Raw genomic sequence first — 20,703 nt, forward strand, 5'->3', positions numbered from 1 at the left:
TGCGACGACCAGTTGAATCCGCCCTGGCAGCCTCGGTCCGCATGCAGGATCACTCCGGCGGTGTCGCCGTCGCGGAAGGTGACCGCTCGGCGGAGGGCTTCTTCGACCAGGTCGGTGTGCAGGCTGTCGCTGAAGGCATACCCCAGAACTCGGCGCGAGCAGCCGTCCCGCACGGCACACAAGTAGAGCCAGCCCTCATCGGTGGCCAGGTACGTGATGTCGGAGGTCCACACCGTGTTGAGTTCGCCGGTGTCGAACCGGCGCCCGACCAAGTCCGGGATCGCGTGCGGGGACGGGTCGGCGAGGGTGGTCACCGGGCGCCACGCCCGAGGACTGATCCCTTGAATGCCGCTGGCGCGCATCACTTTCGCGACGGTCTTGACCGAGACCACCTCACCTGCCTCGCGTAGCTCAGCAGTGATCCGCGGCGCGCCGTACACGCCATCGGAGTCCTCGTGCGCAGCGGTGACCTTCCCGGCCAACTCCAGCAGCCGGGTCTGTCTCGAGCCTGGCCCGGCGGTTTGTCGGGCGGCCCAGTCGTAGTAGCCCGAGCGGGACACCTCGAGCAGCTCACACATCCGCGCCACTGAGGGCCCTGACCGCTTCACGTTGGCCTTCTCCGTGTGGATCATTGCGAACGCGGTGTCTGGTTCGACGCGTTCTCCGCCACGAAGAAGGCCGCTGCTTTTTTCAGGAACTCCCGATCCATCCGCAGCTGCGCGTTCTCGGCCCGCAACCGCTCCAACTCGGCACGCTCGTTGAAGTCCACCGCCGGCGGGGGGTCATCCATCCGGGCCCGCTCAGCAGCCACCCACCGACCCAGCAGCTGCTCCCCGACCCCGATCTCCTCCGCCACCGCACGGATCGTGCGGCCCGTATCGATGACCAGATGCGCTGCATCACGCCGGTACTGCGGGGTGTACTTCCTTCTCGTTGCACCCATGAGGGCATCCTCTCCTGCCAGGCGAAGCTGGCCAGTCAGGATGTCCGCGAAACGGGGTCAGGCCCACTCTCTGGCGGCGGGCGTGAGTGGCACGAACGATACCGCCTTGGGTCGAGCTAGGCTGAGTCGCAACAACTGCTAGGGCCCTGGGAGAACTTGATGAGGAAGTCTCCGCTTGTATCGATTGTGGTGCCCACCTACAACGGGGCTGACCTGCTGCGGACCTGCCTGACACTGTTGCTCAGCAGCGTGTCGCACCGCAAGGACATCGAGATTGTCGTCTCCGACGATGGCTCGGTTGACACTACCGCCGTGGTGCTTGCAGAGTTCGGTGACGCGATCACCAGCGTGCGGTCCGTAGAGAACCGAGGCTTTGCCTCTGCGTGCAACGCGGGCGCCGCGGCCGCACGGGGCGGTTCGTTCGTGTTCTACAACACAGACTTGGAACCGGAACCGCAGTGGCTCGACGAGCTGGTCTTGTACGCTGACGCACACCCGCAAGCTAAGGTCATCGGCTGCAAGTTGCTCTTTCCCGACGGCCGCATCCAGCACGCGGGCTGCGTGCTCTGTGCCGACGGGTACCCGCGGCATGTGTACGCCGGGTTGCCGGCAGACCACGAGGTGGTCAACAGGTCGGGTCCAGTCAGTATCGTCACGGGGGCATGCATGTTCCTGCCACGGGACTGGTTCGAGCAAATGAACGGCTTCGATACTTGGTTCACCAACGGTTACGAGGACGTGGACCTGTGTTTCCGCGTCACTGAGGGTGGCGGCGAGGTGCATTACTGCCACCGGTCGGTGCTGACCCACCTGGCCTCTGCGACCCGTGAGGGCCGCACGGCGGAGTTCGCCGAGTCGGAGAGAAGATTTGTCGAACGATGGGGGCATCGTCGGCCCGATGACTTCGACCGGTACCTGCGTGACGGCGTGCTCGAGGTCGTCTACGGCAAGTACTTCCCCTTCCAGCTGCGGGTTTCCCCCGAGGTTGCTGCAGTCGTCGACAGCGGCGATAGCAGTTTCGGTGCGCTCATGGCGGAGCTGCACGACGTTCGTCGGGCTAACGTGGCGCTGAGGCTGGATGCATCCGTAGGGCGGGCTGAGGCTTCCGGCGAGCGACGTTCGCCCCTAGGTTGAGTTCCCGTGACGATCGGCGCGGTCAATCGACAAGATTTCCATAACTCTGGTCTGGCAACAGTTGCGCTACCGGACCGGTACCAGTGCACGCTGGATGCTATCGCTGACTCTCTATCTGACGCGTACGCGGACGACAATCGCGAAGTTGGAGACGTGAGGTATTTCAGCGATCGCATTATGGATGTATGGGGCATCAACGAACACGTCCGGCGGTTGGCGCTGGCCCCGCAGGTCCTTGAGTTACTTGCACAGCTGTTCGGCCGCCGTCCACTCCCTTTTCAGACCCTCAACTTCCGCAGCGGCACTCAGCAGCATCTCCATTCGGATGCCACGCACTTCAGTTCTGACCCAGGCGGGTTCGTCGCCGCCGGATGGGTAGCGTTGGAGAACATCACTATGGACACCGGTCCAGTCGTGTACTACCCCGGTAGCCACGCGCTCGCGGGGATCTCTATGGGCAACGTCAGTCGGCCGCGAGGCCCGCATTCGGAGGACGTGATCAAACGCGCGCTTGGCGCCGCCGGCATTATCCCCCACTATGGACAAATACCCCGCGGCCATGCCCTGATCTGGGTCGGCGATTTGGTACACGGCGGCGCATCGGTCTTGCGCCCTGGAGCGACACGACACAGTCAGGTCACGCACTATTTCTTCGACAAGTGCCGATACTGGGTTCCCAAGCTATCCAGCGCTGGAGCAGTGCAATGGCGAGACCCACGGTGGATATCGTGAGTCGGTCCCTTCGTGTCCTCGCCGTCACCCAACCCGGAGTCAGCCATCTCTTCCCGATGCTGCCGGTGTTGCGGGCACTGCGGCGTCGCGGTCACGAGGTCGTTGTTGCATCCGCGCCGCGATTCGCAGCGCAGATAGCCGCGGTGGGCCTGCGTCCAGCATCGATGGGTGTCGACTTTACCGTCGGCCTGGAGCACACCTTCGTGCCAGCACTCGCCACCGCGCGGGCCCGGCGCGACGCATCGTTCGAGTACACCCGCATCGTTCTGGTTGAAGCGCTGGCATCGGCTGCGGTGACGGACCTTCGCGAAATCGTCGACGACTGGCACCCGAACGTCATAGTGCGCGACCCGGCGGAGTTCGGCTCCTTCGCCATCGCTGAAGCGCTGGGCATTCCTCACGTTACCGGCCGGGAAAACCGATTCCTCTCCACCGAGGCTTGGGCGGCTGAGCTCGGGGATTCCCTTACCCGGCTCGCCAGACTCACCGGCGCCGATGCCTTGGAAGCTGGCCAACTTTACCGCTACCTCGGCCTTGCGCCGATGTTGCCCAGTCTGGTTGCGGCGACCCCAGAGCTGGACAACGCACGCGAGTTCGGGAGTCACGTAGGCCCTACAATTCGCTTCGTTCGGCCCGAAACATACGGCAGGGGTGCCAGCGATGGCAGCAACGACAGCAACGGGCCACGGGTGCTGGTCACGCTCGGAACCGTGTTTCACGACCAGCCCGAACTGCTGCGGCATGTGCTGGCTGCCTCCGAGTCCGTTCCGGCCCATTTCACCGTCATTACGGGCCCGGGCATCGACCCTGCCCTGTTCCAGCCAGCACCCCAGGACGTGTTGATGACTGAGTTCGTGCCATTGGGGGCCGTTCTTCCAGCGTGCGCAGCGGTTGTGACGGCGGGGGGTCTCGGCACCGTACTCGCCGCGCTGGAACACCAACTGCCAATGGTGTTGATGCCGGTCAACGCTGATCAGCCGACCAACGCGGCTCGTTGCGAAGGACTGGGGGTCGGGATCGCCGTCCCGGCGTTGAGGGCCGGCCCGGCCACGATCGCCGCCGCGATCACATGGGCACTCACGGATGCCCGCGCGCGGGCCCGCGCAGTCGAGCTATCTGGTGAGTTTCAATCGCTGGCAGGGCCAGACCAGGCGGCACAGCTCGTGGAGGCGGTGGCGTACACCGGAGTCCCTGTGCCGGACGTTGCCGAAAGTGCCGCCCGATGACGGGGCATCTTAAGTCCGACATCGTCGACAGCCTCTTCACGCGACTGTTCCTCTCTGGAGATTTCGTCCTCGACCCGTACCCGGACTACGAGGAATTGCGACGTTTGGGCCGGGCGCACCAGGTGGCAGGCGGCGCCTGGGTCGTCACCGCGTATAGGGACTGCATCGCGGTGCTGCGAGACCCCCGGTTCGGTAACGATATTGAGGCTGTCGGCCGGGCAAAGGGTGGCGCTTCGTGGCGAGAACATAACTCGCTCGTGATGCTGTCGGGCATGATGCTGATGGCCAACCCACCCCGCCACGGAACACTGCACTCCCGAGTGAGCGCCGAGTTCACGCCTGCGCGAATCGGCCGGGTTAAGCCCGAAATTGAGCGCGTCGCGAAGGAGTTGTACCTCGGCCTCCGAGCCAGAGGCGGGGGTGACTTTATAAGCGATTACGCGGACGTGCTGCCCTTGCGGACAATCCATGCGGTGCTTGGCATACCGGACAGCCACCGCACCGAACTGCGCCAACAGACGCTGACGTTCAACGCGCTGTTCGAGCGCAGCGTGACCGCAGCCCAGGTCGCCGCCGCTGACCTGGCAGTTGACGAGATCAGGGCCTACCTATCTGAGCTGCTCGTGTACCGACGGAACAGGCCCGCCGACGACCTCATATCAGCCCTCGCCTCAGCGTCCGAAGCTGGTGCCATCGCTACCGAGGAGCTTGTTCCGTTGCTGTTCCAGGTTTACAACGCGGCCTACCAAACAACAATGAGTCTGCTCGGCAACAGTTTGTGGCAGTTGATGCGAAACCCGTCGCAGTTCACCCGAATACGCCATGACGCCTCGCTGCTTGACTCGGCATGTGAAGAGCTGGTTCGTTTTGACCCACCGGTTCAGAGCACGGGGCGGCACGCGTTCGTGGACTTCGACCTCGACGGGATTCCTGTACGCGCCGGTGACATGGTTATCGTCGTCATTGCGGCGGCGAACCGCGACCCCGAGCGGTACTTCGCTCCGGCGCGGCTCGACGTCGGCCGTGGAGGCCCAGCCGGGCTCAGCTATGGGTATGGACCGCACTACTGCTTGGGTGCTGCGATTGCGAACGCTCAGTTGCGCTCGACGCTCCAACTGCTAGCCGACCCCGGACTGCTGATCGAGCCGGACGGCCAGGCTGTTCGTCTGGCCAGCGCGAACATGCGCGGCTTTGCGCACCTGCCAATTGCCCTCTCCGAGCGAGCCGGAAGGGTAACAAGGTGATCGTATTGGGGATCTCCGGTGGCTTGGGTCACGACGCGGCTGCCGCACTTGTCCAGGGCGGTGAGGTCGTCGCTGCTGCAGAAGAGGAGCGATTCACCCGCAACAAGCACGCGTATGGCGCCGCACCGACGTCGGCGGCGCTGTATTGCCTTGCGGAAGCCGGGCTCACATTAAGCGATGTTGATGTGCTCGCGTTGTCGTGGGCGCCTGACCGTGTCAACGCTGGCGCTGCCCTGTCGATACACCAAGCCATGTTGGCCCACCCCGCCTTCGCCGGCCACCGCCGGCCAAGGATCAGTATCGTTGACCATGCGACGTGCCACGCGGCCGCGGCATTTTTTGGCTCGGGCTTTCCGTCGGCAGCGATTGTCACGGCGGACGGGCAGGGCGATGGCGTTGCTACTACGATCGCCCGTGGCAGTGGGGCCACCATCACCAACCTAGCTTCGTTTGGGATCACCGAATCTCTTGGGTTCTTCTACCTTGCGTTGACCAATCACCTTGGTTTTGAGCTAGGCGAAGAGGGCAAAGTCATGGGCTTAGCGGCTACCTCTCGCCCACTATCTTCGCCACCGGCGTTCAGGCTGACCGCCAGCGGCTACCACCCAAGCATCGACGTCGATGGTTCGGGTGGTGACGTCCTCGCGTTCCGGGCGACCGTCGCCGCATGGCGACGCTGGTTCGAGTCGAACTTCGGTCCGGCTGTGGCGGTTCGCTATTCGATGGATCGGCTGAGAGGCCGCGTTCGCAGTGAGATTGCGCTGACCGACCACCACGCCGCGATTGCGGCCACCGGGCAAGCCGAGCTCGAGAGAGTCCTGCTCCATCTGGTCCGCCTTGCCGTCGAGCAGACCGGAGAGCGTCGGCTCGTACTTGGCGGCGGAGTCGCGCTCAACTGCACCGCAAACGGCGTCATTGAACGCTCTGGCCTTGTCGACGAGCTGTACATCTCCCCGGCCAGTGGCGATGCCGGCACAGGCCTCGGCGCGGCGCTCTCCGTGGCGGCCGCGCACGGGGAGGCGCCGGCCGGTGCGCTCGAACAGGCGGGCCTAGGTCCTTCCTTCTCCGACTATGAGGTCGCCGACCTACTGAGCCGGCTCGGTCTGGCGGCGGTGCGCTTCGATGATGTGGCGACAGAGGTCGCCCATCTCCTAGACGCGGGGAAGGTGGTCGGCTGGTTCCAGGGCCGGATGGAGCTCGGGCCACGAGCGCTGGGTCACCGTTCGATCCTGGCGGACCCACGGCGGCGTGCGAACCACACGCGGGTCAACGAACTCAAGGGTCGCGAGCAGTGGCGTCCGCTAGCGCCATCGCTCCGGGCAGCGGATGGTCGCCGGTACGTGGAGAGCCTAGGCTCGGCGCCGTTCATGCTGACCGCCGTCCCCGTGGTGGGCGGCATGCTTACCACTATCCCCGCGGTGGTGCACACTGACGGTTCGTGTCGCCCGCAGTTCGTCACGCCGGATCGGAACAAGCCGCTCGCGACTTTGCTCGACGCTCTTGAGGCGACCTGCGGGGTGCCGGTCGTGCTGAACACATCCTTTAACCTGGCCGGTGAGCCGATCGTGTGCACGCCGTACGACGCAGTGCGCACGTTCTACTCATCCACCCTGGACGCGCTCGCGGTTGGCCCGTTCGTCGTGACGAAACGAGGTGTCACATAGTGGTTGTCATATATGACACAACTCTGCGAGATGGGGCGCAGATGCCGGGTGTCGCATTTACGCGGCAGCAACAACACGAGATCGCCCACGCTTTGGACGAGCTTGGGGTCGATGAGATTGAGTTGGGTTTCCCGGCCTCGGGCGAAGCACAGTGCGCCGACATCTCGTCCATCGTCGATTCGGGCCTGAACGCCCGTACACTAGCCCTCGCTCGGCCGATCCGCCGTGATCTCGACAACGCCGCGTTATGCGGCGTCGATGGGGTCATCATTGTTTCCGCTTTCTCAGATATCCATCTGCGCGACAAGCTGGGTACAGACTTTGATACTGCGCTCCGTGCGAGCGCCGAGGCCGCTCTGTACGCCCGCGAGCGCGGGCTCTTCGTTCAGGTTTCCTTCGAGGACGCCACTCGTACCCCGCCAGACCGGGTAGCTGGAGCCGCACGTGCCCTCGCGGCCTCCGGCGCTCAGCGCATTGGCCTCGCAGACACGGTCGGCATGGCCAAGCCAGAACAATTCAGTGCCCTCGTTGCGCGCGTTATTGGAGATGCTGGCATCGCGGTGGCGGTTCATTGCCACGACGACTTCGGGTTGGCCGTCGCTAACACCCTAGCCGCCGTCGAATCCGGCGCGACGGCAATATCGACAACCATAAACGGCCTAGGTGAACGTTCTGGCAATGCTGCGACGGAGGAGTGTGTCGCGGCCCTCGAGATACTCTACAAGCACCCGACGAGTGTCCGTCTGGACAGGCTCACTGAGGTTTGCCGTTTGGTTGCCGCGCATTCGGGTGTACCTATTCCCGCAAATAAGGGAGTAGTAGGCGGCAACAGTTTCCGGCACGAATCTGGCATTCATGTGGCGGCGATGCTGCGAAACACGGGCTGCTACGAGCCTTACCCCCCGGCGCTCGTGGGCGGTACGCGCGAGTACGTGCTTGGTAAGACAAGCGGTCGCGCCGCGATCCGTCACGTGGCAGCGCTATACGACATCCAACTCGACGACGAGCAGTGCCTGACGCTATTGCGGCGCCTGCAGGAGCTGAGCGAAACTGGGGAACCGCTAGACGAGCTACGGATACGGTCCCTGCTCGCGGAGGTAACACGGTGACCTACCTGACTTACCGGGTGCTAGAGCGGTTCACCAGCCGGAAGGTTCATGCCGGAGAAATTGTGACGGTTGACGTCGATGCGATCATGGCGCACGACGGATCCGGTCCCGTTGTTGGCCGGGCGCTTGACCGGCACGGCATCCACGACTTAGCCGGGGCCGCGCGGACGGTCTTCATTTTTGACCACTTCTTCCCGCCGACTTCTGCCGCCGAGGCCAATTTGCACATAGAGGCGCGGGCGTTCGCGGCCCGCCACGGCATTCGAGTCGTACAAGGCCAGGGCATCGCCCATCAGGTTCTACCGGAGATGGGGCTGGTCCGGCCGGGGACGGTGGTGGTTGGGGCGGACTCGCATACGTGCACCGGGGGGGCCTTCGGCGCGTTGGCCATCGGCTTGGGCGCCACTGACGTTGCAGCAGTACTGGCTACGGGCCGGCTGTGGCTGGAGGTGCCGGAGGTGATTCGGGTGCGCCTAACGGGGCGGTTGGCCGAACCGGCCAGCGCGCAAGACCTCGCGCTGCACATTCTCACGGCAATTGGCACTGATGGCGCGCTTGGTATGGCACTCGAGTTCGTCGGGCCGGCCATCACGCACCTCCGAGTGGCGGACCGGATGAAGATCGCCAACCATGCGACCGAGATGGGCGCCGTGAGTGGAATGTTTCCGGTCGACAGGGTGTCCCGGAAGTGGCTTACCGAACACGGGGCCGACCTGAAGTACGTCGGCCTAGTTAGCGACGACGGCGACGGCGAAGATCCGGTTGCTGACCTGGCGGTGGAATTGGCTGATGTGGTGCCGACCGTCGCGCTGCCTGACAGGCCGGATCTGACGCGTCCGGTTGCCGCCCTCGACGCGGTCATCGCCGTGGACCAAGTGTTCATCGGATCGTGTGCGGGCGGACGATTGGAGGATTTCCACGACGCGGCGGCGGCACTTGCGGGACGCACAATCGCCTCCGGCACGCGAATGTACATAGGTCCCGCATCCGCGACGGTATTGCATGAGGCAACCGCCGACGGCACGATTGCTGCACTGCAGAAAGCCGGCGCCACGGTCCTCCCGCCGGGGTGTGGCGCCTGCCTCGGCCGGGTTGGCGCTCTAGGCGACGGCGAGGTGTGCGTTTCTGCGCAGAACCGCAACTTCAGCGGGCGCTCGGGCAGCAGCTCGGCCCAGATCTACTTGGCCTCGCCGACTGTGGCGGCCGCGGTGGCCGTCGCGGGTACTTTCCCGGCAACGGGGGCGGGACGATGATCGTGCGCGGGGTGGTCTGGCACCTACCGTCGGAACTGTGGGACGACCTCAATACTGATGTCATTCTGCCGAGTCCCTACCTTCGCGTGCCTGAGCCGGAGCTTGGCGACTACGCGTTCCAAAACCACTTGCCAGGCTTTACGGAACGCCTCGATGGAGCCTCGGTAGTCCTCGGCGGCACGAACTTCGGTTGCGGATCAAGCCGGGAGCAGGCGGTCAAGGCGCTACTTCAGTGTGGCGTAACACTGGTTGTTGCGGAGAGCTTTGGGTCCATATTCTTCCGGAACGGGCTCAACCTTGGCCTCGCGCTCATCCGACTGCCGGGCACCCGGTCGCAGCCGGCCCTGGCTGCCGGTGCGGAGGTCTCGGCGGACCTCTCTACTGGGATTGTGACGGGAGTTGGGGGCACAGCCGAAGGACAGCCCCTGCCGAAGACCATGATGAACATCATCCGCGCCGGTGGCATTCTGCCCCTGGTCAGAGAAAACCCGCTGGTTCTGGGTTGACACTCGCCGGTCCGATCAAAGGCATCATCCGGGCCGCCGAGGCCGCTCCCGGGTCGGCAGCCATCGTCGTTGAGGACAACACCTGGACCTACTCGGAACTACTGCGGGAGGTGCGCCGTTGGGCCGGCGCCCTGGCGATGCGGGGCCTAGGTCCCGGAGGGATCGTCGCTGCAACCTCGCAGGATCAGGTCGCACTGCGGCTAATTCGGTGGGCGGCGAACTATCTTGGGGCGGTTGAGGCGCTCATCGATCCCCACTGTGGGCCGGCTGACCATGCTGCCCGGCTTGCCGTCGTGCGGCCGGATCTCATCCTGACCGATGCCGACATTCCGGCCCTGCGGGCGGACGCGGTTGGTGCGGACGGCCCGGAGTTGGCGTCGATGGATCTGTCCACTCCCGCGCGGGTGCTCTTCACATCAGGCAGCAGTGGCGCACCTCGGGCAGTTCTGCAGCTCGCCGGCCAACTCGACAGCGCTGCACGATCAAACGCCGTCACCCGCGGAATGTGTGTGCACGACCGACTTCTTTGCGCGTTGCCCCCATACCACGCCGCCGGATCCCTATTTGAGGACACGATCGTGTGGCTCGGTGGATGCCTTCTGTTGCCTGGTCCTGGTGGGCCCGGCAGGTTGGGCGCCGCGCTGCGCTCCGGCTCTCCCACGGTCATGACAGTGGTGCCGGCCATCTTGGTGCAGCTCGAGAAGGACGGCGACCTACCAGCGCTTGGCGGCCTTCGGCTGCTCAACTATGCCGGCGATCTTCTGGAAAGCCAGCTGCTGCGAAGGGTGCTGGAAGAGACCAGAGGGGAGGTGACGCGCGGTTATGGTCTGACGGAAGCTGGTCCACTGGTTTCAGTACTGTCGGCTGCCGCGCACCGGGGCGCCGTGCTGCCGGAGCCGGCCGAACTGGGGCAGCCCGCCGACGGCGTTGAGGTACGTGTTGATCCCAGGACCAGCGAGTTGATGGTCCGATCAGGTCACGTGATGGCCGGCTACCTCCACGACCCGGACGCGACGCGCCAGCGGCTGCGCGACGGGTGGCTGCGCACCGGTGACCTGGTGGAGCTAGGCCCGAGCGGAATACGGTTGGTCGGTCGACGATCGAACCTGATTCGCTCCGGCTCCGAATGGATCGCGCTGGAACAGATCGAGCGCTGCCTGCGCTCCTTTCCAACCGTCGGGGATGTGGTGGCCGTCGCGGTGCCGCATCCGCAATGGATCCAGCGCCCGGTCGCGTACCTTGAACAGACCGAGCCAATCAACTCGGAGATGCTTTGGGCGCATGTCGCTGCGAACCTAACCCGCTATGCGACTCCCGACTGGGTCGAGGTGGTCGATGCCTTGCCGCGTCTAGGTTCGGGCAAGGTCGACCGGGTAGGACTCGCTGCGCGAGCCGCGACTGGACCTCGTTCTACGGCGTGGCACCGACCGATCACTCAAACGACGCCCAGCGAGGGCTGAGCACCTCGCGGTGGTAGCGCAGGACCTCCGACTCAGCGGGGATGGCGCCCAGACGTTGGGCGTAGTGAGGGGGAATCACGACCAGCCCGGGTCTAGGACGAACCCAGATCCCGTACGCGGGGGTTTGTACATCGTGCCGAAGCGGGTCCGCGTACCAAGTGTCCTTAGGCGGGCAAACCGCAGAAAGATTGAAGCCGTGCGCTCTCAACCACCGCTGCACTCCGGACGTGAACGGATCGGAAAGGGGGAGCCGCACCGCGACGCAGCACACGCCCGAGGCGATGGCCTCGGCGACCGTTGCGTCTAGGCTGGCGCCGCCCTCTGCTGCTATGCGTAGTGAAGCGTGGTTGTTGGGCACAAGGGCGGGCGACGGCGGCAGGGTGCTCACGAAGCCAGGCCAAGAATCGGCTGTTTCGCTTCCGTCGTCGACGGTTACCGGCTGCGGAAAGCCGAAGTTGAGCTCGACGAGAGAGGCGGCGAAACGTGCCTCACGGTCGTCGGCAAAGTGCCAGACTGGTTGGTCGCGCAGCGCACGAACGACGTCGAGGGGGTCGCGGTTGCTCTCCCTCAGTTCAGTCTGCTCGAGCACACCCCCCTGCATGACGTAGAACGGTACGTACCCCCAGAACCGCGACTGAACGTACCGGCTATGGATGCGCTGAAGTGCCTCACCACCTCGGATCTTGTCCGTGCTCGCCCGGTTGCGCGCTGCGAGCACGAGCGTGTGGTAGCGGTCGTGCGGGTAGGTCTCCTCGCCGAGGTGATACTGCAGGGAACGAGACAGGATGGGGGCGGTGGCGCCCAGACCTGGGTCGGTACTGCCGGACCGACAGAGTTCGCCGTGCCCGGGACCGAACTCGCCCTCGGCTGACAGCACCGTCACAGTACCGACGTCGAACGAGGGTAACGGGTACGGCGGATCTGTCAGAGCGTTACGGAGCCTGCCGATCTGCTCCGCCTCTCCCCAGAACCAGATCGACTCCGTTCCGGCGCGCATTTGCGCGGCCAAGCGTTCGATGTCGAACGAATCGGTGTGGTAATCGTCGCTGTACACCCGCAGAAGGACCGACATACGCGCCATGATCGCGACCTCGGCGGCGGCCGAGGTCTCCGTGGGCGAAATGGCATTGCGGGCTGGGTCGAATTGGGTGAATCTTGCCAGGTCGTCGGACATTCGGCGGACGAGTGTGCCGGTGTCCAGGAACGGGACACACAGAACCGGATCAGCGATTCCGGACTCACCTAACGAGGGCATTTCCCACCACCTCGGCCAGCAGTTCAACCTGCGCCTCCCGGTCACCCACGTACAGACGTAGGAACGGCGCCTCTGTCTCGGCCATGCTTGACGCAGCCGAGATCCGCGGCGTCGAGAAGCCGAAGCTGACCCCCTTGGTGAGATGGAGCCCGGCCGCGCGCGCGTGGGCGAGTACCACCTCTTGCACGCCCTCCAGCAGATCGCGGTGGTTACGCCCAGCTTCGCGGAACAGCATCGTGACACACCCGCCCGCGTACGGCAGCCGTGCGGCAATTTGATGGTCAGGGTGGCTCGGGTGGCCGGGGTAAAACACTTGGACTACGTCGAGAACCTCTGGCCGAGCGCATAGCCGCTCGGCAACGATGGTGGCATTGGAACAGATTCGGGCCATCCGGTCACGAAACATGTCGCTGTCATAGCGAGGGAACAGATCGGCGCTGTGCCGGTAGAGGATGCTGCCGGTGTTTCGGCGCAGCCGTTCGAGGTGGGCTCGCGTCGAAACCGGCGCCGCCACGAAGCCGGCCATCGCCGCGTCAAGACCGAGTTGGAGATACTTCGAACAGCTCTCGTAGTACAGGACCTCCAGCCGGTCGTCACTAGTCAGCGCGGCGGGGGGCATGGCGGCAGACAGCATGGTTCCGTCTATGACGACGGTCATGCGTTCGCCGGCTTCCTCCCGAAGCCGGGCGAGCACGGCAGGGATGTCGACCATCTGCTGATAGGCCGTGTTCGCCACCGGGTCGATGAAGATGCAGCGCGGCCGGTGGCGCCTCACCGACGCGAGGATTTCTTCTACACCGTAACCATCGGCTCGCACGCACCGAACTGAGCAAAGCGACGTAACCTGTTCCGCCGCCTCGAAGTAGATGTACGGGGCGAGCAGCACCGTGTCGCCGGGCCGAAGCCGCTCGCGGAGCAGGAAGGATTCGATCAGCGAGTACGCGGCCATCCCCGAGGACGTCACCGTTACCCCCCACAGCTCAGGGGGCAGACGCAACACGCGAAGCAACTGATCTTCCACCTGGTGGACGGAGGAGGACTCGTAGCGGTCGTAGTTGACCGTCGGCGACTCCTGCCCCGCCAAGTCGAAGAACTGGGCGACCCGCGACTGCGTGTAGGCAGGGGAGCACCACTCCAGTGCGCCGCGCACATGCGCAAGTGTCGCGAGACCAAACCGCACCAGGAGTTCCGTCCTGGCCAACTCGTCAACTCCCGCGGCCGCCGCGGCCTTAGCCAGGACACGCTCCTCGCGCTCCAGCAGTTCCAGTGCCAGCTGACCCGCCGTCGCGACCTGCCGCCAGACATCCTGGTCGACGATTAGGTCGGCATCGGCGCAGTACGACACATAGTCACTGACCCCGCGTAGCGTCAGCTGCAAGCGCTGCATGCAGCTGCGCACCTGCTCCAGCAGCTCGGCGGCAGGGCCGGCGGACTCGACGGTGGCCGTGAGTGACGTGACCTGTCTCATCCGGGCGACCGGGATATCGGACACAACGCGCCCACGCAGGTGGAGCAGTCGGACAAGATCCGGATCCTGGAACGAGTACCGCTGGATTCGTGCCAGAGTGGGCTGCTGGATGTTGCCTCCGCACAGCGGAATCCCGACCGGCCCGGTCAGGTCGCCGCGTTGGGCCAAACGCAGGCAGGCAATCACGGACGCAGCCCCTGCCGGCTCGACTAATAGGCTTTCATGGACGAGCAGGGCCAGCGTCCCCGCGGCGAGCTCCTCTTCAGTCAATTCGACTATGCCGCTCAGATGCTGCTGAGCCAGATTGTAGGTAATCGAGTCACGCTCGAGGTTGATCGCCAGGCCATCGGCGAGGGTCGGACGGTGTGGCACGCGGACAATCTCACCGGCGGACATGCTGGCGGACATCGAGGCGTAGGCAGCCGGCTCGGTGCCGAACATGCGTAGCTGCGCCCCGGCCGCCACGCTTCCGAGCGCGAGCCCGCAGAAGAGCCCGCCACCGCCAACTGGCGCCACCATGGCTGTCAGATCGGGAACGTCTGCGAGCATCTCGAGCGCGATTGTGGACGACCCCGAGATGACATCGGGATTGTTGTACGGCGAGATGTAGTAGAGGTCGCTTGAGTGCGCGAGTGCTTCTGCGTGCGCCGTGGCCTCCTCCATTGAACTGCCGTGTTCAATTAAGCCGGCGCCGGTTGCTAGTATTCGGTCGCGTTTGACGCGGCTGGCGTTTACCGGTATGCAGATGTTCGCTGACTTTCCTAGCTCGCTAGCAACCTGTGCGACGGCGAGGCCGTGGTTGCCGGCCGACGCGGCAATCACGGGGGAGTCGGGCCCGCGCATCAGGGCAAGGCGTGCACCGCGGTATTTGAACGATCCTGTGTGCTGCTGCAGCTCTAGCTTCGCCCATACCGGCACGCCGACGATTCGCTCCAGCCAAGTTAGACGGCGGATCGACGTGCGCACGACGCTGCCCAAAAGCGCCTCCGCTGACGCGTGAGGATCAATGAGGGCGGCGGATCGCACTATTGGATCGGTCATCGCCGCTCATTTTGGAGCCGCCCCAGGGGCGCCGGGATGAATCGGGGGGTCGCCGCGAGGTAGTCGGCGTAGGGCGGACCGATGACGCCGACGAGGTGGTCCTCCTCAGCGCGCACCCGTTGAGTGACGGCCGCGGCGGTGCAGGCGGCTACGACCGGCACGGACCACCATGCCCTCAGACTTATCGAGGGACCGACATTCAGGAAAAACAAACCGACGTAGCTGGGGTGGCGGATGTGCCGATAGAGGCCCGTCTCACAGACAAGCTGCCCCTGCTTTACATGGACGTAGCCGGTGAAATCCTTGCCGAGAGTGCGAACGGCCGAGATCCGCATCGCGGCGCCCGCGAGCGTGACGATCGTGCCGACGGCGAGGGCTGTCCGCGAAGGCGGCGCCGCAGACCGGGCGCCTCCCTCAACAAGCGGCGCCCACCATGCGATCATGTGCGATCCGACCATCAAGTGACGCGTTCCCCGATCTTGTGTGCTTTCGCCGGCTATTTGGTTGGCCACCTCGTTCTCAGCGAGCGCCTCGGCGACCATCCAAGTTGCCAGTTCGAGGATCGGCAGCCCAGCCCACCCGCGGCGCAAACGCGGAACTGCAAGGGCCGTCGCGATCGGCAGGGCAGCTCGGGTGGCGAAGAGGCGAACAATGCGCCGGCGTTTGTCGCGGCCTGGGTCAGTCATCGCTGGCATTCTGCCTTGCTGCATCGTCCCTAGTCACGCGGAATGGACCTAAATACAGCACATCGAGACCCGAAGTCGCAAAGCACTGCAGGGCGTCCATTGGGGAGCACACAATCGGCTCTCCGCGCACGTTGAACGAGGTATTCACCACCATGGGTACCCCTGTGGCCTCAAAGAAGCATTCGATCAGTCGGCGGAACTCGGCAGCGGGCCAGTCCTTCGGTACTGTTTGCGGCCGCGCCGTACCGTCGACGTGCACGACGCTTGGCACAACGTCGGCCGCCAACGCTGTGGCCCGCACGATCTCGCCCATGCGACGGCTGCGTTCAGTGGCGAAGAACATTGATGCGTTCTCCTCGAGGACCGACGGTGCAAACGGGCGATAGGTCTCCCGCCGCTTCACGAGGACGTTAATCCGGTCCCTCACCGCTGGGTCGCGCGGATCCGCCAGGATGCTTCGCGCCCCGAGCGCTCGCTCTCCGAACTCCATCCTGCCGTCGAACCAGCCAAGGATTCGGCCGGCCGCGATGTCCTGGGCGGCGCTCCATGCCGCATCTTCGCACTTCCAATACCGCCAGCCGAGGCCCGCAAGCGCCTGTTCGAGTTCAGCGATGTTGTAACCGGGGCCAACAAACGGGTTTGTGAGCTCCTGGACGCCGGGCATCGGAAGACGGAGCCGCTCCAGCAATGCCAGGGCGGCCCCGACGCTCGCGCCAGCATCAGTCGGTGCGAGCGGCACGTGCAGGGCCTCAACCCCGTCAACGCCCCGAATCCGACCAATGGCGACGGCGTTCATCGCGACGCCGCCGCCGATTACGAACCGGCGACTGCCACGGGCGACCAGTCGGCGGGTCAAACCACAGAGGGCCTCTTCCAAACGATGCTGCAACGCGTAGGCCAAGTTGTGTGCCGCAGGCGTCGGCGTGTCGCCGTCGCCGTATTCACCTGCCAATAACTTCAGGGCACGGTCGCCCAACCACGGCCTCCCCGGAGCTGAGCAGTGCTCCGGTCTCAGCATGCTGATGTTTACCTGGTACTTCCCATTTGGGTGCACACGAAGGAGCGCGTCGATCTTCCGTTCGGCGTCAGGGTCTGGAGACCCGTACGAGGCGAGCCCCATCACCTTGTACTCGTCGGCGATGGGCTCATAGCCCAAGACTTGGGTGACGGCGCCATAGCTGACGCCGAGTGAGTCAGGAAATGGGTACCACTCGCACGCCGAGGGCAAGCCCGCGCCAGGCTTCAGCAGGTATAGAGAGGTCGCCGCGATCTCCCCGCGACCATCAACGACAATTGCCGCGTCGGGATCGAACGGTGCGCTGTACCGGGCAGCCGCCAGATGGGCGAGATGGTGATTGACGAAATGCACCGGCGGCAGCTGCTGCCCGTCCGACAGATGGACCGCCAACTCCCTCCGTAGAAGCGACCGAGCGCGGACTGTGCCGAAGCGCTGGCGGGCCACCCGGGCCATGCCTGACGGGTTGCCCGGCGCTTGGCGCGCCGACCACCACATCGTTGATGCAAACTGACCCAAGTCGTTCCAGTAGTAGGCGATGTCGTCAACGTCGGCGAGGGTGAGTCCGGCGTGGGCGAGCACAAATTGGATCGACCGGTGCGGAAAGTCCGTGGTCCGCTTATATCTGTTGAGGCGCTCCTCCTCGACGGCAGCCACTAGGTGTCCGTCTACGATCAGGCACGCCGCTGGGTCATGGGCCAGGGCAGACAGGCCCAGTGTGACTGTCATGACGGTGTGCTTGCCATTTCGAGGGACGCATCAAGCCGGCGCGCCACGTCGTCGTAAACGGTCAAAGTGCGCAGCGGTTTCCCACGGGTACGCTCCTGTAGGTGGCCGCGTACGGCTTCGCGCAAGTGTTTGGCGAAAACGCGGCGTCCGAGGGAGTCAAGCAGCATTGCGGCCGAAAGCATCATTGCGACCGGGTCGGCCAGACCCGTGCCGGAGATGTCGGGTGCGGAACCGTGGATCGGCTCGGCCAGCGGCGGCCCGCTACCGAGCGTGAGCGACGGGACCAGGCCAAGCCCGCCCGCGATAGCGGCGCCGACGTCAGACAGGATGTCACCAACGTGGCTGGTCATCATCATCACGTCGTATCGGCGTGGCTTGAGTACGAGGTGATAGCCGGCGGCGTCAGCCAGTGCTTCGTCGTGGCGGATACCCTTGCGATCCAGTTCGGCGATAGCTGCCGAGCGAAACAGCCCGTCGGCGTGACGCAGCACGTTTGCCTTGTGAACGACCGTGACAATCCCGTGGCGATTACGCGCGATATCTGCAGCCACGGCGGCGATACGCGTCGTTACATCGCGGGTGACGCGGTACTCAGCGAGATATCCATTATCGATCGGCCGCTCGACTTCACTGTAGAGCCCTTCGATGCAGTCCCGGACCATGACGACGTCGATAACGTCACCGGATGGGTCCCGACAGGCACGAATATTGGCGACGAGGCCGAGCTCGCGGCGCAGGAGCAGTATCGGGCTCTGATAGTCGGCGGGCGGCGGCGAAGGGGTCGCCGAGCACCCAAACAGCACCCCATCGACTGTCCTCGCTTGGGTCAGCGTGCTGGCGTCGATCGTCGTTCCAGTTTGGCGAAATGCGTCGTGGCCGGCGAAGGCCTCGTCGATGCAGAGCGCGGATTCGCGTTGCAGGAGGCGAAGCGTCGGCTCCATGACCTCCGGACCAACCCCGTCACCTCCCAAAGCGAGCAGTCGAACGGGTCGGATCAGCGTGTCGGACTCCGTCGGAACAACAGAAGGGATCATCAATCAGAACCGTGCGCCCGAGTTGACCTGTAGCCCGGTACCGGTCCTGCTATAGGGCGAGGAGATTACATTGGCGTGATCGGCGCCGCCGCCGCCGCCCAAGCTTAGGCGGCGAAAAGCCTCCAACACGTCGTCGTTGGCCACGTCGTCCAACTCGCGACGGGCCAGCTCATTGTGGGCGATGCCTAGCGACCGTACCTCTTGGACCGTGAACCCGTGGTCGAGCAGAACCTTCGTGATCGAGGACCCGCGGTCAATGTACGCGGCGTTGACGACCTCGTGAAATATGCGCATGCACTGGTCCATGGCGCCGCGACAGTCCATCGTTGCGTGTCGCCAATCATTGAAACCGCCTTCCAGGCCGAACCCGACAGCTTCTTTGGCGATTGGCGAATTTGGAAAAACGAACAGCGGCGAATGAACGTACGAATGAATACCGGAATTGTTGAGGAAGTCAATGGTCTTGTCGATGGTCCTTGGCGTCTCCCCTGGGAATCCGGTGAGGATGAAGGCGAAACCGAGGATATCGCTGTCGTGCAGGTTCTTAGCGGCTTCCCAGGCGTGAGCCTCGCGTGTGCCCTTGAACATGTTATTGAGCACCTGCTGGTCGGCGGATTCGACACCAACCAGAACGAGCTTGCAGCCAGCGTCACGGAGGGCGGTCGTGCACTCCTTATTCAGCGTGGTCGTCCGCAGATAAGCGGTCCACGGCAGGTCGAACCCGATGTCAATCATGCCGTGGCAAACGTCGAGTAGGTGCCTGTGGTTAAGGAACAGCGTGTCGTCAACGAACCGTACAGACTTCACTTGTGGCTGGCGCATGATCTGTCGCAGTTGTGAAAGGACGGTTTCCACAGACATGAGGTCGACACGCTGGTCGTTGTAGCTCGGGAAGGTGCAAAACTTGCATTTGAACGGGCATCCGCGCCCCGTACGCACGTTGACTGACGATCGAAGTACCTCGGCGGGGAGTTCGTTCCAGCGAACTGAGTAGGCGTCAATATCGACACCATCGTGGTGAATGCCTATTGACCGCCGAAAGCCGTCACGATGGTAGGCGACGTTGGGCACGTCGTCGATCGGTTCGTCACGAAAAATTCGCGGGATCAGTTTGAGCAGCGTCTGCTCACCGTTGGGCGACAGGACAAGTGCGTCAGCATGCCGTGCCGCCTCGTGGATCTCTGACTCGTCCGCGAATTGCGTCAACTTCGCCCCACCAACGATTACTTTGACGTCAGAGTTCCACTCCTTGATCACGCGGGTAACCCGCACGATCGTCGCGGCGCTGGTGATAAAAGTCGACGACAGCAGAACGATGTCGGCACGCTCCACAAGTCCGCGCGCCCGCTCCGCGTCGAGATCGATATTGTCGACGAGGTCAGTCCTGCCCGCGTATCCAAAGCGCGAAAGGAGGTCGTAGAGGTAGACGCCGTTGAGTGAGCAGGAGTTGTGCTCGTTCAGGAAGGAAGGGTGGCCGGCTTCAGCGCGCACGCTGTTGATCGCGTCGACGATCTCACGTCGCTGGCCGCCAACGTGCGGGATCATCGCTACGTACTGATCGAGGTAGTAGCTGTTGTTCGCCTCAAGCGCCGCTGGGTCGGTGGACGTCCGCCTGTACTGATCCAGCGTCTCGTCGACGGTCTGACATGCATTCGCGACGACGACGAGCCGTGCGTTGACGACTTCGGGCCTATAGGGGACGGTCAAACCGAGCTCTTGCTGCATGGCACTCCCCACATTGACCCGCCGGCCCAGCGGCCGGCTCTGAGCACCATCAAAGTTTCGACGGTGAGGTACTGGTATCACGACGGGACCCCTGGACGTCAAGGGCTCATCGGGCAAATGGCAGGCTGACGGATGGGTTACACCCTGTTGGCCTTGCGGATCGATCGGCAACGGTCGAGTACCCCCGTGCAGGTCACGAGCAGGAGGCACCGTCGGGTGGAGCGGGTCCTAGTCAGCTCAGGGCTGGAGGACTGCTCGCGCGGCCACTGAGGCGCGAGCTGGGACTCGATGGACGCTACAGCAGGCAGACGCGTGGGATTCGACGGCCGTCATGACAGGCGGGCCCCTTCACGCAGAGTCTCAACCAAGGCATGATCCCTAACAAGAGGCCAGTTCGAGGCGAAGGCGGGCCAGATGTCTGAGCGTTCGTTTGAGGGAGCTGCCGCTGCGGCGGAGGCGTTGCAGGCGGGTGACGCTGT

The 20,703-nt window shown here is 64.3% G+C and carries 17 protein-coding genes; 9 read left to right on the forward strand and 8 right to left on the reverse strand.

What is annotated here, in order from left to right:
* Positions 1–632 (reverse strand): IS3 family transposase (locus BN10_RS08500; protein ID WP_040751160.1); only part of this gene is annotated, 632 nt, incomplete at its 3' end.
* Entirely contained in the window at positions 629–943 is a 315-nt protein-coding gene (locus BN10_RS08505; protein ID WP_010850826.1) for a transposase, read from the reverse strand. The genes BN10_RS08505 and BN10_RS08500, both read right to left, overlap by 4 nt.
* A gap of 159 nt (positions 944–1,102) precedes the next feature.
* Between BN10_RS08505 and BN10_RS08510 the strand changes: the two genes are divergently transcribed.
* From BN10_RS08510 to BN10_RS08545, 9 genes are read left to right on the forward strand one after another with little or no spacing between them, the layout of a single operon-like run.
* The gene (locus tag BN10_RS08510; RefSeq protein WP_010850827.1) at positions 1,103–2,077 is read left to right on the forward strand and encodes a glycosyltransferase; all 975 of its coding nucleotides are present in this window, start codon (positions 1,103–1,105) and stop codon (positions 2,075–2,077) included.
* Between the two features lie 6 nt (positions 2,078–2,083).
* A complete protein-coding gene (locus BN10_RS16375; protein ID WP_010850828.1) occupies positions 2,084–2,809 on the forward strand; it encodes a phytanoyl-CoA dioxygenase family protein in 726 nt (241 codons plus the stop codon).
* Positions 2,806–4,035, forward strand: coding sequence for a glycosyltransferase (locus tag BN10_RS08515; protein WP_198014038.1), 1,230 nt, complete (start codon positions 2,806–2,808; stop codon positions 4,033–4,035). Before BN10_RS16375 ends, BN10_RS08515 begins: the two co-directional genes overlap by 4 nt.
* Positions 4,032–5,279 (forward strand): cytochrome P450, encoded by a 1,248-nt coding sequence (locus BN10_RS08520; protein WP_010850831.1) that lies wholly within the window; start codon positions 4,032–4,034, stop codon positions 5,277–5,279. The genes BN10_RS08515 and BN10_RS08520 overlap by 4 nt, the downstream gene beginning before the upstream one ends.
* Positions 5,276–6,943 carry a carbamoyltransferase family protein gene (locus BN10_RS08525; RefSeq protein ID WP_010850832.1) on the forward strand — a complete coding sequence of 556 codons (1,668 nt, stop codon included), beginning with the start codon at positions 5,276–5,278 and terminating at the stop codon, positions 6,941–6,943. The genes BN10_RS08520 and BN10_RS08525 overlap by 4 nt, the downstream gene beginning before the upstream one ends.
* Entirely contained in the window at positions 6,943–8,052 is a 1,110-nt protein-coding gene (locus BN10_RS08530) for a homocitrate synthase/isopropylmalate synthase family protein (protein WP_051369653.1), read from the forward strand. The genes BN10_RS08525 and BN10_RS08530 overlap by 1 nt, the downstream gene beginning before the upstream one ends.
* Entirely contained in the window at positions 8,049–9,305 is a 1,257-nt protein-coding gene (locus BN10_RS08535) for an aconitase/3-isopropylmalate dehydratase large subunit family protein (protein WP_010850836.1), read from the forward strand. The genes BN10_RS08530 and BN10_RS08535 overlap by 4 nt, the downstream gene beginning before the upstream one ends.
* Entirely contained in the window at positions 9,302–9,811 is a 510-nt protein-coding gene (locus BN10_RS08540; protein ID WP_010850837.1) for a LeuD/DmdB family oxidoreductase small subunit, read from the forward strand. The genes BN10_RS08535 and BN10_RS08540 overlap by 4 nt, the downstream gene beginning before the upstream one ends.
* Entirely contained in the window at positions 9,808–11,271 is a 1,464-nt protein-coding gene (locus BN10_RS08545) for a class I adenylate-forming enzyme family protein (protein WP_010850838.1), read from the forward strand. Before BN10_RS08540 ends, BN10_RS08545 begins: the two co-directional genes overlap by 4 nt.
* Here BN10_RS08545 and BN10_RS08550 read toward each other — a convergent pair.
* The 6 genes from BN10_RS08550 to BN10_RS08580 form a co-directional block, all read right to left on the reverse strand.
* A complete protein-coding gene (locus BN10_RS08550) occupies positions 11,243–12,445 on the reverse strand; it encodes a hypothetical protein (protein ID WP_040751172.1) in 1,203 nt (400 codons plus the stop codon). The two genes, BN10_RS08545 and BN10_RS08550, sit on opposite strands and share 29 nt — an antisense overlap.
* A gap of 64 nt (positions 12,446–12,509) precedes the next feature.
* Positions 12,510–15,035: a pyridoxal-phosphate dependent enzyme gene (locus tag BN10_RS08555; protein WP_010850840.1), complete on the reverse strand. Its 2,526-nt coding sequence runs from the start codon at positions 15,033–15,035 to the stop codon at positions 12,510–12,512.
* Positions 15,032–15,721, reverse strand: a complete 690-nt coding sequence (locus tag BN10_RS15735) for a methyltransferase family protein (RefSeq protein ID WP_010850841.1) — start codon at positions 15,719–15,721, stop codon at positions 15,032–15,034. The genes BN10_RS08555 and BN10_RS15735 overlap by 4 nt, the downstream gene beginning before the upstream one ends.
* Entirely contained in the window at positions 15,714–17,465 is a 1,752-nt protein-coding gene (locus BN10_RS15740; RefSeq protein WP_010850842.1) for a carbamoyltransferase family protein, read from the reverse strand. The genes BN10_RS15735 and BN10_RS15740 overlap by 8 nt, the downstream gene beginning before the upstream one ends.
* Positions 17,462–18,499, reverse strand: coding sequence for an isocitrate/isopropylmalate family dehydrogenase (locus BN10_RS08575; protein ID WP_010850843.1), 1,038 nt, complete (start codon positions 18,497–18,499; stop codon positions 17,462–17,464). Before BN10_RS08575 ends, BN10_RS15740 begins: the two co-directional genes overlap by 4 nt.
* Before the next feature lie 3 nt (positions 18,500–18,502).
* A complete protein-coding gene (locus BN10_RS08580; protein WP_010850844.1) occupies positions 18,503–20,224 on the reverse strand; it encodes a B12-binding domain-containing radical SAM protein in 1,722 nt (573 codons plus the stop codon).
* Positions 20,225–20,703: the final 479 nt, after the last annotated feature.

The organism is Phycicoccus elongatus Lp2, from assembly GCF_000367525.1.
Lineage (GTDB): Bacteria > Actinomycetota > Actinomycetes > Actinomycetales > Dermatophilaceae > Phycicoccus_A > Phycicoccus_A elongatus.

Bases quoted from the DNA above. Each gene is read 5' to 3' on its own strand.
- BN10_RS08555 (WP_010850840.1), bottom strand. From the start codon at position 15,035: ATGACCGATCCAATAGTGCGATCCGCCGCCCTCATTGATCCTCACGCG.
- BN10_RS15740 (WP_010850842.1), bottom strand. From the start codon at position 17,465: ATGACAGTCACACTGGGCCTGTCTGCCCTGGCCCATGACCCAGCGGCG.
- BN10_RS15735 (WP_010850841.1), bottom strand. From the start codon at position 15,721: ATGACTGACCCAGGCCGCGACAAACGCCGGCGCATTGTTCGCCTCTTC.
- BN10_RS08510 (WP_010850827.1), top strand. From the start codon at position 1,103: ATGAGGAAGTCTCCGCTTGTATCGATTGTGGTGCCCACCTACAACGGG.
- BN10_RS08505 (WP_010850826.1), bottom strand. From the start codon at position 943: ATGGGTGCAACGAGAAGGAAGTACACCCCGCAGTACCGGCGTGATGCA.
- BN10_RS08575 (WP_010850843.1), bottom strand. From the start codon at position 18,499: ATGATCCCTTCTGTTGTTCCGACGGAGTCCGACACGCTGATCCGACCC.
- BN10_RS08550 (WP_040751172.1), bottom strand. From the start codon at position 12,445: ATGTCCGACGACCTGGCAAGATTCACCCAATTCGACCCAGCCCGCAAT.
- BN10_RS08520 (WP_010850831.1), top strand. From the start codon at position 4,032: ATGACGGGGCATCTTAAGTCCGACATCGTCGACAGCCTCTTCACGCGA.
- BN10_RS08580 (WP_010850844.1), bottom strand. From the start codon at position 20,224: ATGCAGCAAGAGCTCGGTTTGACCGTCCCCTATAGGCCCGAAGTCGTC.
- BN10_RS08540 (WP_010850837.1), top strand. From the start codon at position 9,302: ATGATCGTGCGCGGGGTGGTCTGGCACCTACCGTCGGAACTGTGGGAC.